Origin of the sequence: Pectobacterium atrosepticum (genome assembly GCA_019056595.1) — a bacterium.
Taxonomy (GTDB): Bacteria; Pseudomonadota; Gammaproteobacteria; order Enterobacterales; family Enterobacteriaceae; genus Pectobacterium; species Pectobacterium atrosepticum.
Genome location: CP036163.1, coordinates 4,486,157 through 4,498,287, shown reverse-complemented (window position 1 = coordinate 4,498,287; position 12,131 = coordinate 4,486,157). Strand labels below are relative to the sequence as shown.

Genomic DNA, 12,131 nt, shown 5'->3' with positions numbered 1-12,131 from the left:
ACAAATGTGACCCTGACCCTAAATCCTGCCTCATTCAGAAACAGAATACCGACACTCCCCGAAACGGAGGGGGCGCCGATGAAAAATTCACGATTCACCGAAGAACAGATTGTCTTTGCTCTGAAGCTGGTCGAGCTGGGTACAATTACTGGCGAAATGCGGCGAAAACTCAGCCCGAAAAAACCATGTCGGTGGGACATCCGAGCACTCTGTAGATCTCAGAAATCACCTGCATCGTTGCGTCTTCGATCATTCCTTCGTTACGGCATAAAACCCAGCCTTGCTCTGCAACTTCTCGCTCGAACGCCTTAGTACAGGCGACATGCTCTTCGAATTTATGAATCACTGTACTGCTTAGCCCACGCGGTCGGGCCGCGGCCCTTGCCCATGAAATATCAGGCGCAGTAACAACCCCGACATGCAGGTCTGGCGTTCGCACGTTTCGTTCAATGTTAAGCTGTAAAATCTCTGCAAATGGAACCATCCGGCGAAACGCGGCATCAGACGGGTACCAGCGATCCATCAAGATAATGCTGTCAGGTGGCTGTTTAGTCAGCACGTGCAGGGAAATCCAGGCACGGCTGTCAGCAAAGCGCTCACAAATCTCCCATTCCAAATCCAGAGTGGGATTTCTGGCGAGCTTGTTAACGAGGGCCATAGTTTCACCCCTATAGGGGTCGCTTTTTTTCTCGCAAAGTCGGATCACCTTCTTGTTGTCCGCCCTGAGTACTTTCGTAATGGCCTCTAACAGTGTGGTTTTACCGGCTCCCTTGGGCCCATCCAGAGAAATAAACAGCGGACGACTCATTCTTGAAATGACGATTGATATGCGGTTTTTGTAAAGCTCAAATCTGGCAAAAGCATCTTACTTCCTTCGTATGAACCGCTGACCACCCTCTTCGTTCTTTGGATACGCCTGGCGCGTCAGCACGAATCGAGGGTTCTTATAAACAGACGCTGATGAACACTCTAGCAATGCTTCTGACTGACGGGTCTAAAAACCCAGAATTATCGCCGTTTGTGGTCATTGCTCATATGTTACGACCTGTGCGGTGTAGTTTAAGAGATCTGCTTGGAAAACGGAAAATATCCCACGTTAGGCCTGTTTTTTAAGTAGACAGGCGTTGACGGGCAGCATTGAGCGTGAAGCGGACGATCATTGTGCTGGACCGCAATAACAAGGGTTGGCTTAGTCGTAAACAAATTTATGCTTACTCTTCCATCAAATCCCTTTCGTTAAAGGCGCCATACTTTAGGACTTTCCCCTTCATTCGTTCCTGCCAGCGGTTGATAAATTCTATAATGTCGGTTGTTTTGAGATAGGCACTTAGTGAGTCGTGATCTTTCCAGCGTTTCGATATGAGCAATCGTCCGCCCAAATGGTTATCTACGGCGACATCATATGAGAGGTTTCCTTCACGTTGTCGAGTGGATATAGCCAATGGCAGAACGGCAATGTGATAATCAAAAATTGGTGAGCACTATTTTTCCCTGAATACTGCCTAATGAAGCGCGTTGATGGGCAGTTGATGCCATTGCTAGCGGGTAAGTACTATCAATGACGACACGGATAACCCCTTTTTCCAAAAGTTGACCCGCTTCTGATAGCTGCGCACCACTGGAACGCACTTGCGTTGCTGACACAGTAATTCCTTTTGTGGCGGCCTCATTCTGTCCGGAAAAACCTAAAGGATTAACAAGAAATAGTGCTCCGTCTTGCTTGATACAGCTTAGAAAGCGCTCCATGTGAGTCCCGCCCACAGCATCAATGACGAGATCGGCATTTTTAACTACAGTCTCGACAGCGACTTTGGTGTAGTCGATAAACTCATCCGCCCCCAGATCACGTAAAAGCACCTCATGCCGGGAACTGGCTACCGCTATCACGTGCGCACCTTTCCACTTGGCAATCTGAACCGCAAGGTGTCCTACGCCACCTCCGGCACCATTAACCAGCACCGTACGACCCTCAAGTTGAACGGGTGTATGTGTGAACAGCTGGAAAGGATTTGGAGCGTTATGGCCTAATTCGACAAGGAACTGCCAGGCCGTGAGCAGTGACATCGGTGCGCCCGCAGCCTGGACATGTTCGATGCCCTGAGGTTTTAACGCCAGATCTGACGAAGGAACACACACGTAGTCGGCATACGCACCACTACCTTGCATTACTCCTTCAGGAAAACGCACCATTGAATAGACCTCATCCCCAAGGCTGAATTCGGAAATATTTTCGCCGATCGCTGCGACAACACCTGATACATCAGTTCCCAAGATGAGTGGAAAGGAGGAATTGGGCCACCATTCAGACGGAAGAGCGCGATAACCATCACGCAAATACAAGTCTGGCGGATTGATACTGGCCGCATACACTCGAACAAGTACTCCGTCACATCCCACAGTGGGCAAAGGTGCATCCCCATACTGAAGAGTTTCTGGGCCACCGAACGCATTTAGTTGCACTACTTTCATCATTTCACTCATCACAATCTCACTCCTACAGGGGTTCAGTTGCGAGATAATATGACCAATGCTGATGGTTGATAATGAGCCTATATTTCGCTTTAATGTTGCCATGAAGGAACAAATAGGTTTTGAAAGACTCACAGGTCTAATTGCATTCGCACGTGCGGGAGCTCTCGGCAGCTACACCGCTGCTGCTCGCTCGCTGTCAGTTTCACCCTCAGCGATCAGTAAGAGTATCCAGCGACTGGAGCAGCATCTTGGCGTTACGTTATTCACCCGAACAACACGCTCTCTGGTTTTGACTGCTGAAGGCCGTGAATTACACGAGCGAGCGATAAGGTTGCTGCTCGATGCTGAAGAGATTGAGCAGGTAGCCAAGCGCTCACGCGCTGAGCCTTCGGGTACACTACGAATAGCTGCATCGTTTCCGATCGGCCTCCATATGATTGCTCCCGTGCTCCCAACGTTCTGCGCACTTCATCCAAAAGTGGCAATTGACCTACGCTTGAGCGATCGCGTGATAAGCATCATTGATGAACGTATTGATATTGCTATCAGACTTGGCGACCTCGCTGATTCAAATCTCCTGTCGCGTCGCCTCTCGCCATATAAGTTGTGTTGTTATGCATCTCCTGAATATTTGGCCAAATGTCCGCCGCCACGCCATCCCAATGAACTGATAGGGCATAAAACGGTAAATCTGCGTTACCAAAATACAGGGCAGGTTTTTCGCTGGCCTTTCCGGGTAGGAGAGAGGGAGATTGAAATCGTGCCATCATCGAATATCATCGTCGATGCAAGTGAAGCAGTAATAGCGGCAGTTTCTGCCGGTGCTGGGATAGGAATGGCTACCAGCTTTATGACCGCTTCTTTGGTTAGGAAAAAAGCGTTAATTCCTGTTCTGTCAGATTTTGCCATAGAGCGTCACAATATTTCGGCGGTCTGGCATGAGAGCCGTCGCTCTAACCCTGCTGTACGTGCATTTATAGATCTCATGCTTGAGCAGTTTTAATTATTTAAACATGCTCACTGTTGCAATGAATGCCATGATATTAATTGAGCTTATCCAGCATATTGGCGTAATGATCCGATATATTCAGGCTCAGATTTAAAATGTTCCCGAGCGTACCTGAATAATGTCTCTCTTTTCATCATAACTCCCGTTTACGCCTTACCTAGCGCGTCTATCGCCATCCGTATGGCGCGCACATCTCGGACAGGCGGCGCGCCAAATTGCCGGAGATATTCACGGCTAAACTGTGATGCGCTTTCATAGCCAACAACAAATGCCACGTCAGACGCGCGATGCTCACCGGCAAGCAAAAGCTGGCGAGCTTCCTGCAATCTAAGCTGTTTCTGATACTGGACAGGACTGAGGCCAGTCATCGACAGAAAATGGCGATGCAGGCTTGCTCGGCTCATACCGCTTACCTCGCACAACGCGTCGATGCGAAGACGGGTACTGTAATTGTCCCTGATCCAGCCAACGGCGCGCCGGATGCGACTGAGTGCGCCATCGGGTTGGGCAATCTGACGCAACAGTCGCCCCTGAGGGCCCTGCAAGAGACGATAAAGCAATTCCCGTTCGAGCATGGGGCCAAGAATCGGGATATCGTCAGGCGTATCAAGCAACGACATTAGGCGGAGTAACGTATTGCGGAGCGAAGCGGTCATGGGATTTATCATGATGCCAATCCCTTTCTGTTCACTTTCGCGAACCGGCGGCATGTTTGCCGCTAATTCCGCTAGTATGGCCGGATCCAGCACCAGCGATAGTGCAACGTAGGGCCGCCCCCCTTCAGCATCAAGGATCTGTCCGCTAAGAGGTAAATCAAGGGCACTGATAAGATACTGTTCGCTGTTGTAACTCAGAAGCGTGTCGTTAATTGCAACGCGCTTTGAGCCTTGCAGGATGAAACAGATCATCGAGCGATACAGGCAGGGAGCCTTGTCTGTCGAGCCTTGTCCGACGCAGAGGTCTACACGCGGGATCCGTGTGACAGTCAATCCCAGCGACGCGTGCCGCAGGGCGATATCAAGGTGCGGTGTAAGATCGTTATTCATAAGGCTGATTATATCAACGGCCCATTACCACGCAAGATGACTGATATAATCAGGCAAGAAAAAGAGCTTATCAGGCGTAGGCTACACAGCTCACACAGTCTGAATCAATGAGGGCGTGCCACCACTACCGGCATCGATGAAGCATTGGCGCTAATTGACAAACTCGAAGAGGCATTTGGCATCACGACAGTACGTATTGAAATGCTTTCGATCGCCGCTGACGGTAATAAGATGCTCACTGGACGCTTTGACAGGTTTGAACGTGCTGATGGCAGCGAGATTGGCGCAGCAAAAGTGATGGGCATACTCAAGCTTGACGGCGATAAAATCATCGCCTGGAGAGATTACTTTGATACCAGCTTCATGCAGAAAATAGCTGGCACGACGCAAAGCTTTCCCCTTCACGATTAATCACTGAAATGATAAGGCTAAGTGTTTTTATACATCTAGTCTACCTAATCGATCCCCCTTATCTTACTCGGCAACACCGTGGCTAGATCCTACCGGATCAAAATTTTGCCGCATCCATTGTATGGAAAATCTCATGCCCTATTTAGGCCTCCTTTTCGAGCATTTCCGATGTGAAAATGGCATGACACTTCGCAACCGGTGTTCAATCCGCATTGAACAAGCAAAGGAAAGACACAGTTTAGCGACATGTGAATTTACTATTGTTTGAAAGAACTCTTTTGGCTTCAAAGTAATACTGGTGAGGAATGATAATGAGTAAGATATTTAATGAAGAACTGGCCGTTATTGAAGCGGCGGCGGTCGCTTACTTGACCGCCTTCAATCGTGCCGATATCCCGGCCGTAATAGCAACATACACTGATGACGGTGTACTGATGGGGCCTGGCAGGCCAGCGGCAGTGGGGAAGGACGAGCTTGCTGAGGTCTATCTCAGCGTCTTTGAAACAGTCGGCTTCGACATGGCCTATGAAATAAAGGAGGTTGTGCAAACTAGCTCTGACTGGGCCTTCGTTCGGAGCGCCACCGAGGGAACTGAAACAAACAAAGCGACCGGTGTCGTCACACCTGCGGCTTATCAGGAGCTTTTTCTGCTACGTAAGTCGGCTACCGGATCATGGCAGACTGCGCGATACTGCACGTCAAAGATCAGCCCATAAAGTCTGATCAACAGACTCACGGGAACAGGTAATTTACAGAGGCTCAGATGACCCGCTAACACAGCGGGAATCTTCACTTTATGCGATTAATGACCGTATTTAAAATTAAATCCTAAGGCGTCACCGGTGGTGTCGTATTCGCGGAAGTTGTAGATCAGCGGCTTCCATTTTGACGAGTCGATGACATCATTTGATCCTAATAGCTCGCTATCCACCCAGACATTGACAATATCTAGTTCGACAAGAATAAAACGACCTTTGTCTGTGGTACTGACAGTCTTACATTCTGCCTGGATAGGACATTCAATAACCCGAGGTGGCGTAATATCTGTAGAGGCTTCAGTATGAAGGCCTACTTTGGAGAATTTATCGTGGCATACCTGAACGCCCCATTTTATCTGCCCTTCAGATAGCGTGTCGCTTCCGGTCAATTTACCGAGTTCTTCAACCTTCTCCCAAAGTTTGTAATCAGGAATATTGATGACGACATCAGAACCGGATAATAAATTACTGTAAGTCTTACTTCCTTTACTGACACCAATAATAATTTTATCACCAAGAGAAATTGATGATGATATAGAAGCGACATTGGTATCCCCGTTACTATTATCCGTCGTCGTAACAAGAAAAACAGGAAATCCATAATAAAACGAACTGAGTTTTACATTCTTTTTCATTTTAGTTCAGGCCTCATAATAGATTATCGTTATACCTTTCCATTTTTACTCTTTTGATTTCCACTTAACAATAACCACAATTGAGTATCGGTAATACAACCTTTGCACGAGGAATTTCGATATTGTAAAAATTAACTAGCAAAAAATAATTCACAAGCATTAAAAGAGGTATATGCTATGCATCATATGATTTTTTCCTTCCCGATCCACAATGTGGTTGGGTAAAATATGAGGTTTAAACATGGAACGAATTGTCATACCAGCGAATTATGTTCATACCCGTACAACACCGTTTTGGACAAAGGAGACTGCTCCCGCGTCTATTTGGCGGCGCCATTTGGATGCAGGAACACGACAAGGTGTTTACCCGCGTTTGTGCGTGATGCAAGGGACAATTCGTTATTATGGCTATGCCGATGAAACCAGTTCGGAGCCAGTCGAAACGCTGACCATTGAAGCAGGACAATTTGGCGTATTCCCTCCAGAGAAATGGCACAGAATTGAAGCGTTATCTGATGATACGTTATTCAACGTAGATTTTTATGTCGATCCAAAAATTCTGATAGAAGGTTGAGGTAAAAAATGACAACTGAAAATAAAGGGTACTCATTAACACTATTGAACCGCAATAATAATGAAAAAGCAGAAAAGGTTTACCTTAAACCGATGGCTTTTTATGTACCCGATTTCGCTGCCGGCGCGGTTGATGAATTAGTCAACAATCTGTCTTTAACCAGCGATAATAACAACGGATTTTTGCTGACGGTAACCAATAATAATAATGGCGTATCCGTTGATAAGGATTTCTCCGCGCTTGCAGAATTAAAAGATAAGACGATTTCCGCTGAATCGGTGAAAGAATTGGTTAATATCGTACGTGGTTACGATGCGGATGAAGAAACTAACGTCTGCGGCTGGTAAACGGCATAGCGTCATCCTGATCCGCGCTGGCTTGCGCTTTTTTTCGCATGACTTTATTGGCGTACATTGCAGCATCGGCTCGACGGATCACACCATCAGGCTCATCAACGGAAGGATCTGCCGTGACGATCCCCATGCTTGCACCTAAGTATTCGATATTGACCGTACCAAGCGGATAATTCCCCTTCAACAGGAGCGTAATACTGTCTCTAAAGGAAGAAACCACGTACTCGTTTTCCAGGCAAGACCTGAAGCCGTAGCAATAGTCTTACTCAAGACAGCCAATCATCACTGTTTTTATCAAGATGCCCACAAGTAAAACGCTGATTTCTCCTGATGCACGCCTAGGTTGACCCTTATCACGATAGTGAACAAACTGCGTTAATGAGATTGCAAACAAGAGTGATTATCATATATTGTTTTAATCGCCTGCCGAAAATATCTCCTTATTTTATTAATTTATGCATCACATTCACTCTGGAGAAGATAATAACATGTCAAAAACGCTGTCTGTTCTGCGCAAAAAAGCGCGCCTGCTCACGCTAGCCTCATCGCTGATGGTGGCTTATGCATTGCCAGCTGTCGCCGCAGAAGATTCCCTGACCCTCTACACCACGCGCGAGCCTGGGCTGATTCAGCCGCTGCTTGATGCGTTCACCAAAGAGACATCCGTCAAAGTAAACACCGTGTTCATTAAGGACGGCATGCTGGAACGCGTGAAGGCGGAAGGCCAAAACTCACCGGCTGACCTGCTGATGACCGTTGATGCTGGCAACCTGATCGATCTGGTGGAAGCGGGTGTCACACAGCCGATTCAGTCCAGCACGTTGACCGACGTCATCCCAGCTGCGCTGCGCGATAAAGACAATCAGTGGTTTGGCCTGTCGATGCGCTCCCGCGTACTTTATGCGGAAAAATCACTGCCGCTGACCGGCATTACTTACGAAAATCTCGCCGATCCGAAATGGAAAGGCAAAGTGTGTATCCGTGCGGGTCAACACCCTTACAATACCGCGCTGGTTGCCGCGATGATCGCACACCATGGCGAAGCTAAAACCGAAACCTGGCTGCGCGGAGTGAAAGATAATCTGGCACGTAAAGCCACTGGCGGTGACCGTGACGTCGCACGCGATATCCTCGGCGGTATCTGTGATGTGGGTCTGGCTAACTCCTACTACGTCGGCCATATGAAGAACGCCAAAGAAGGCACAGATGCCCGTAAATGGGGCGATGCCATCAAGGTGGTTCAGCCTACCTTTGAAAACGGCGGCACGCACGTCAATATCACCGGCGCAGCCGTTGCACGCCATGCTCCGCATAAAGATCAGGCCGTGAAGCTGATGGAATATCTGGTTTCCGCCCCAGCCCAGCAGCTCTACGCACAGGCGAACTATGAATACCCGGTTCGCAAAGGCGTTACGCTGGATTCAACCATCGGCAGCGCGATTGGTGAAGTGAATGTGGATAGCATTCCGCTGACTGATATCGTTAAATTCCGTAAACAAGCTAGTCAGTTGGTAGATAAAGTTGGATTCGATCAATAAGACCGGTTCGTCAACCCGGCGCGGCGCCTTCGGGCGGCCGCGCCTCTTTTTTTCGCCGCTTCGCATCGCCGCTATCATTATTGCGCTTGGCGTACTGGCTCCGCTGGTTTCCCTGCTTTGGCTAGCGGCGGGCGCAGGTGTTGGTCATTGGGATCACCTGATGCGCTACGTGCTGCCCGATGCTGCACTCAACACGCTGATTCTGCTGGTCGGCGTCGGCACATTAGTGATGGTGATTGGTGCGGGCTGCGCCTGGCTGGTGACCGCCTTTGATTTCCCCGGCAGACAGCTCGTTAGCTGGGCGCTGCTGCTACCGCTGGCGATGCCAACTTATATTGTCGCGTTTGCCTGGCTCGATATGCTGCACCCTATCGGCCCGATTCAGGAAGCGATCCGCAGCGTGCTGGGCTACGACAGCCCACGGCAGTTCCGCCTACCGGACCTACGCTCCATGACGGGCGCGATTCTACTGCTCGGGCTAGTGCTCTATCCGTACGTTTACCTGACCATGCGCGCCATGTTTATCAGCCAACCCGCACACCTGCTGGAAGCCGCACGCACACTGGGCTTGAGCGCGACGGGCACCTTTCTGCACGTTGCCCTGCCGATGGCACGTCCTGCGCTGGCCGTCGGCACCAGTCTGGCGTTGCTGGAAACGCTGAATGATATTGGCGCGTCCGAATTCCTTGGGGTGAATACGCTGACCGTGACGGTCTACACGACTTGGGTCACCCGTTCGGATTTACCCGCTGCGGCACAGATCGCTTGCACCATGCTAACGGTGGTCATCCTGCTGCTGACGCTGGAATATTATGGTCGGAAAAACCAGCGCTACGGCACCAGCCGACAAATGCGCGGCATCATACCGACACCATTGAAAGGCGTCCGTGCTGGGCTGGCGACCTGCGCAGCCACGTTACCGATTCTGCTTGGCTTTATCGCCCCAGCCCTCTTTCTCGCATGGGAAAGCGCAAAACGACTGGGCGATAGCGTGACGATCTCCGCGGGCCTGATACAGTCGTTACAGAACTCGCTGCTGCTGGCCGTTGGTGTCACGCTGGTCGTTACCGTCATTAGCCTGATTATTGCGTGGTATGCCCGCCATTCTGCCATTACTGACCGAACGCCAGAGCGACGCCGTACCCTATTGAGAATCGCCTCACTGGGCTATGCCGTTCCCGGTACCGTACTGGCGATCGGCCTGCTGACGCCCGGAATGGCGACGGATAATTTCCTCGCCGACCTGATCGGTTATAAAGGATTACCGCTGCTTTCCGCCGGTATCCTGCTGGTGGTCTGCTGCGCTATTCGCTTTATGGCGATTGGGGTAGGCGCGCTTGATGCCGGGCTGACACGCATTCCGCCCGTGATGGAACAGGCGTCGCGTCTGCTGGGTGAAAGCGAGTTGGTGACGTTTTTCCGCGTGCATCTTCCCCTGCTGCGCCCAGCACTGGTGACCAGCGCGCTGCTGGTGTTTGCCGATGCAATGAAGGAACTTCCTGCGACACTGCTGCTCCGCCCCGTCAATTTCGAGACGCTGGCGACCGTCCTCTATGCCGAGGCCGCCAGAGGTACCTATGAGGAAGGCGCGATTGCCGCACTGCTGATCGTGCTGGCCGGTACACTCCCCGTTGTGCTGCTGGCACGCAGTCAGTTAAAAACGTCGATTGAGAAAGAATGAAAATCATGAGGAAGAGTCAAGGTGTCTGAGGCTACACTCGTTCTGAATAATGTCCACGTCGCCTACGGGCACAAGCATAATTTCCATCATGTGCTGAACGGTTTCTCCATGCAGGTAGTAGCGGGTGAGTTGGCCTGTTTGCTAGGTGCATCCGGATGCGGCAAAACCACAGCGTTGCGCGCCATTGCCGGTTTCGAACACGTGACTCAGGGAACGATTCACGTCGGCGGACGCTGCGTGGCGGGCCCAGACATGCATCTACCACCGGAACAGCGCAACGTCGGGATGGTGTTTCAGGACTACGCGCTGTTTCCCCATCTGACTGCCGCGCAGAACATTGCGTTTGGCCTGCGAAAACAGCCGAAAGATCTTCAGCAATCGCGCGTCCGAGCCATGCTTGAATTGGTCGATCTCGCTGCGCTAGGGCAGCGCTATCCGCATGAGATGTCCGGCGGACAACAGCAGCGTATCGCGTTGGCACGTGCATTAGCTCCCCAACCTGCCGTACTGCTGCTCGACGAACCGCTATCCAGCCTCGACCCCGATAGCCGTAAGCGGCTAGGACAGGAGGTGCGCGACATCCTGCGCGACGCTGGACAAACCGCGCTCTTAGTCACGCACAGCGAACAGGAAGCCGAACTCATGGCCAGCCATATTGGTTATTTGAAAGAAGGCGCGTTGCAATGGCGGGAACAACGCTAACAGCGGCGACATGATTTAAAAAACCACATAATTTAAACACAAGAAAAAACAGGGAGCACATAACAACGCTCCCTGTTTTTGTTTGTTACCGGCGCAGCATAACTACGCGTTGCCCTACCTGTGTTTATCCGCGTATTCCGGGCTATTGATCCACTGGTGATCCGCTTCCCAAGTGAAACGCCACTGGCGCGTGGGGCCAGCCATCACATTCAGATAATAGCTGTCATAACCCGCAATCGTGGCGACCGGATGGTAGCCGCGCGGCACCTGCACCACATCCCTATCGTATACCGCCATGCATTCATCTAATGAACGGTCATCGGTATAGACGCGTTGCAGGCAGAACCCCTGTTCTGGATTCAACCGATGGTAATAGGTTTCTTCCAGATAAGTTTCCTGCGGCGGATTATCGACGTCATGCTTGTGGCTAGGATAGGAGCTGGTACAGCCCTCGTCGGTGTACACTTCGACCACCAACAGGCTATCCGCCGCTTTATCCTCCGGCAAAATGTTATGCACGTAGCGCTGGTTATTGCCGACACCACGCTGCTCGGCGTCAATATCCTGCGGCGCGATCAGCCGGGTCGGATGTGTGCCGAACCCCGGTGCAGCGCACACTGCCAGCTCCAGCGCGGTGTGTGCCATCACCGTAATCGTTTCGCCAGCAGTGACATAAACCGCATAGGGCTTTCTGCGCTCAAACGGGCTCATTCGGTCGCCAATCTGCTCGAAACGCTCACTTGGCGTGACAACGGTAGCTTTACCGCTGACCAACACCAGACAGCGTTCGTTATCGCTAGCGGGTAGCGATAGCACCTGCTCCAGTGCCAGTTGGTACATATCGAACCCCACATATCGCCAGCCCGCCGTTTCCGGTGTGATGTGTTGCGTACGCCCGTATTCATCAGGCGCACGATGACGAGATAAGAGTCGGGACATCTTGTTACCTCCT

General features: G+C 50.8%; 14 protein-coding genes and 2 pseudogenes. 8 read left to right on the top strand and 8 right to left on the bottom strand.

From position 1 onward, the window contains the following. Positions 1-169 precede the first annotated feature (169 nt). The 3 genes from DCX48_21100 to DCX48_21090 all read right to left on the bottom strand — a co-directional run bounded on the left by DCX48_21100 (position 170) and on the right by DCX48_21090 (position 2,481). A complete protein-coding gene (locus DCX48_21100) occupies positions 170-808 on the bottom strand; it encodes a thymidylate kinase (GenBank protein QXE16790.1) in 639 nt (212 codons plus the stop codon). Between the two features lie 403 nt (positions 809-1,211). After that, entirely contained in the window at positions 1,212-1,472 is a 261-nt protein-coding gene (locus DCX48_21095; protein ID QXE17335.1) for an antibiotic biosynthesis monooxygenase, read from the bottom strand. Continuing rightward, the gene (locus DCX48_21090; protein ID QXE16789.1) at positions 1,465-2,481 is read right to left on the bottom strand and encodes an NADP-dependent oxidoreductase; all 1,017 of its coding nucleotides are present in this window, start codon (positions 2,479-2,481) and stop codon (positions 1,465-1,467) included. The genes DCX48_21095 and DCX48_21090 overlap by 8 nt, the downstream gene beginning before the upstream one ends. A 91-nt stretch (positions 2,482-2,572) precedes the next feature. On the opposite strand from DCX48_21090, the gene DCX48_21085 reads away from it, so the two are divergent. After that, complete coding sequence (locus tag DCX48_21085; GenBank protein ID QXE17334.1) at positions 2,573-3,475, top strand: LysR family transcriptional regulator; 903 nt, start codon at positions 2,573-2,575, stop codon at positions 3,473-3,475. Between the two features lie 77 nt (positions 3,476-3,552). On the opposite strand, the pseudogene DCX48_21080 reads toward DCX48_21085, so the two are convergent. Then, a pseudogene (locus DCX48_21080) lies at positions 3,553-3,618 on the bottom strand (MmcQ/YjbR family DNA-binding protein). Between the two features lie 9 nt (positions 3,619-3,627). Next, on the bottom strand, positions 3,628-4,527 hold the full coding sequence (locus tag DCX48_21075) for an AraC family transcriptional regulator (protein ID QXE16788.1): 900 nt from the start codon (positions 4,525-4,527) through the stop codon (positions 3,628-3,630). 132 nt (positions 4,528-4,659) lie between these two features. Here DCX48_21075 and DCX48_21070 point away from each other — a divergent pair, with 132 nt between their 5' ends. Both DCX48_21070 and DCX48_21065 read left to right on the top strand, forming a co-directional pair. Next, positions 4,660-4,938, top strand: coding sequence for a hypothetical protein (locus tag DCX48_21070; protein QXE16787.1), 279 nt, complete (start codon positions 4,660-4,662; stop codon positions 4,936-4,938). 311 nt (positions 4,939-5,249) lie between these two features. Then, positions 5,250-5,654, top strand: coding sequence for a DUF4440 domain-containing protein (locus tag DCX48_21065; GenBank protein ID QXE16786.1), 405 nt, complete (start codon positions 5,250-5,252; stop codon positions 5,652-5,654). An 86-nt stretch (positions 5,655-5,740) separates the two neighbouring features. Here DCX48_21065 and DCX48_21060 read toward each other — a convergent pair whose 3' ends face one another. Then, a complete protein-coding gene (locus tag DCX48_21060) occupies positions 5,741-6,331 on the bottom strand; it encodes a flavin reductase family protein (GenBank protein QXE16785.1) in 591 nt (196 codons plus the stop codon). Between the two features lie 241 nt (positions 6,332-6,572). Here DCX48_21060 and DCX48_21055 point away from each other — a divergent pair, with 241 nt between their 5' ends. Then, a complete protein-coding gene (locus DCX48_21055) occupies positions 6,573-6,905 on the top strand; it encodes a DUF1971 domain-containing protein (GenBank protein QXE16784.1) in 333 nt (110 codons plus the stop codon). 8 nt (positions 6,906-6,913) lie between these two features. Continuing rightward, the gene (locus tag DCX48_21050; protein ID QXE16783.1) at positions 6,914-7,252 is read left to right on the top strand and encodes a DUF1869 domain-containing protein; all 339 of its coding nucleotides are present in this window, start codon (positions 6,914-6,916) and stop codon (positions 7,250-7,252) included. Here the strand turns inward: DCX48_21050 and DCX48_21045 are convergent. Then, a pseudogene (locus tag DCX48_21045) lies at positions 7,233-7,490 on the bottom strand (hypothetical protein). The gene DCX48_21050 and the pseudogene DCX48_21045 overlap by 20 nt on opposite strands. A gap of 256 nt (positions 7,491-7,746) precedes the next feature. On the opposite strand from DCX48_21045, the gene DCX48_21040 reads away from it, so the two are divergent. From DCX48_21040 to DCX48_21030, 3 genes are read left to right on the top strand one after another with little or no spacing between them, the layout of a single operon-like run. After that, on the top strand, positions 7,747-8,796 hold the full coding sequence (locus DCX48_21040) for a Fe(3+) ABC transporter substrate-binding protein (protein QXE16782.1): 1,050 nt from the start codon (positions 7,747-7,749) through the stop codon (positions 8,794-8,796). Further along, the gene (locus DCX48_21035; GenBank protein QXE16781.1) at positions 8,780-10,477 is read left to right on the top strand and encodes an iron ABC transporter permease; all 1,698 of its coding nucleotides are present in this window, start codon (positions 8,780-8,782) and stop codon (positions 10,475-10,477) included. The genes DCX48_21040 and DCX48_21035 overlap by 17 nt, the downstream gene beginning before the upstream one ends. Before the next feature lie 21 nt (positions 10,478-10,498). Continuing rightward, positions 10,499-11,179 (top strand): ABC transporter ATP-binding protein, encoded by a 681-nt coding sequence (locus tag DCX48_21030; GenBank protein QXE16780.1) that lies wholly within the window; start codon positions 10,499-10,501, stop codon positions 11,177-11,179. A gap of 114 nt (positions 11,180-11,293) precedes the next feature. Here the strand turns inward: DCX48_21030 and iolB are convergent, their stop codons facing one another. Next, positions 11,294-12,118 carry a 5-deoxy-glucuronate isomerase gene (gene iolB, locus DCX48_21025; GenBank protein ID QXE16779.1) on the bottom strand — a complete coding sequence of 275 codons (825 nt, stop codon included), beginning with the start codon at positions 12,116-12,118 and terminating at the stop codon, positions 11,294-11,296. Positions 12,119-12,131: the final 13 nt, after the last annotated feature.

Bases quoted from the DNA above. Each gene is read 5' to 3' on its own strand.
- DCX48_21100 (QXE16790.1), bottom strand. From the start codon at position 808: ATGAGTCGTCCGCTGTTTATTTCTCTGGATGGGCCCAAGGGAGCCGGT.
- DCX48_21090 (QXE16789.1), bottom strand. From the start codon at position 2,481: ATGAGTGAAATGATGAAAGTAGTGCAACTAAATGCGTTCGGTGGCCCA.
- DCX48_21085 (QXE17334.1), top strand. From the start codon at position 2,573: ATGAAGGAACAAATAGGTTTTGAAAGACTCACAGGTCTAATTGCATTC.
- DCX48_21075 (QXE16788.1), bottom strand. From the start codon at position 4,527: ATGAATAACGATCTTACACCGCACCTTGATATCGCCCTGCGGCACGCG.
- DCX48_21065 (QXE16786.1), top strand. From the start codon at position 5,250: ATGAGTAAGATATTTAATGAAGAACTGGCCGTTATTGAAGCGGCGGCG.
- DCX48_21060 (QXE16785.1), bottom strand. From the start codon at position 6,331: ATGAAAAAGAATGTAAAACTCAGTTCGTTTTATTATGGATTTCCTGTT.
- DCX48_21055 (QXE16784.1), top strand. From the start codon at position 6,573: ATGGAACGAATTGTCATACCAGCGAATTATGTTCATACCCGTACAACA.
- DCX48_21050 (QXE16783.1), top strand. From the start codon at position 6,914: ATGACAACTGAAAATAAAGGGTACTCATTAACACTATTGAACCGCAAT.
- DCX48_21040 (QXE16782.1), top strand. From the start codon at position 7,747: ATGTCAAAAACGCTGTCTGTTCTGCGCAAAAAAGCGCGCCTGCTCACG.
- iolB (QXE16779.1), bottom strand. From the start codon at position 12,118: ATGTCCCGACTCTTATCTCGTCATCGTGCGCCTGATGAATACGGGCGT.